Here is an 813-nt window from a genome sequence, read left to right as displayed (position 1 = left end):
CTTGAACTAATTAATCAACGACCATTAAAAATACATCATCAACAGACTGCCATTGAAAGATTCCGGGCTTGTTCGGATTAAACTTGTAATTTGCCTTGTTAAAAAGTTTAACATATAGGGAAAAATTTATCTTGTGCTACGACTTAAAAAGAAAGAAACTACTGCTACAACAACTATTGCACCTATAATTGACGGAATAATGGCCATACCAGCTATATTTGGCCCCCAACTGCCTAAAATAGCTTCACCAATGGATGAGCCAACTAAGCCAGCAATAATATTGCTAATCCAGCCCATAGCTGCGCCCCGATTAGTGATGGCACCAGCAATTGCGCCGATAACAGCACCAACAATTAAAACCCATAACCAATGCATAAAATCCACTTCCTCTTTTTTGAACAAACGTTCTATAATGATTACAAGGATAAATATAACCTTATCAAGGGTGTGATGCAAGGAAACCATACTATCAAAGCTGTTGAACAAATTCACAATATTTCCTGTGCATGCTATTTATTTCATAAATGTTTCAATAATAAAATAGGTATGTAAAACAATTATTTATGTTTCATATCTCCGATCAAGTGGAGTGTCCATTAACCAATTTTTGAGATTGCTAGTATTGGGTTGACTGGGTGTCAACTTATATTATTAGCTACACCAATATGAATTTTCGGATAGATCAGTTAACTTAGCATTAATCATTTTTTCTTAAACTTGAATTTACACTTTAAGTGCAACACTAATTAAATAAAGAATGGCCCATGGCCAAATTTCTGTAAAATGATGTTTGCGAAAACAATCATGAAAGGA

1 protein-coding gene is annotated in these 813 nt (G+C 34.2%); it reads right to left on the bottom strand.

Annotated elements, in window-relative coordinates; translation table 11 throughout:
• Positions 1 to 126: 126 nt before the first annotated feature.
• Positions 127 to 375, bottom strand: coding sequence for a GlsB/YeaQ/YmgE family stress response membrane protein (locus GB992_RS10635; RefSeq protein ID WP_002831196.1), 249 nt, complete (start codon positions 373 to 375; stop codon positions 127 to 129).
• Between the last annotated feature and the right edge of the window lie 438 nt (positions 376 to 813).

Source organism: Furfurilactobacillus milii, assembly GCF_009863985.1.
Classification (GTDB): Bacteria; Bacillota; Bacilli; order Lactobacillales; family Lactobacillaceae; genus Furfurilactobacillus; species Furfurilactobacillus milii_A.
This window is presented reverse-complemented; position numbering and strand designations above follow the sequence as displayed.

Bases quoted from the DNA above. Each gene is read 5' to 3' on its own strand.
- GB992_RS10635 (WP_002831196.1), bottom strand. From the start codon at position 375: ATGCATTGGTTATGGGTTTTAATTGTTGGTGCTGTTATCGGCGCAATT.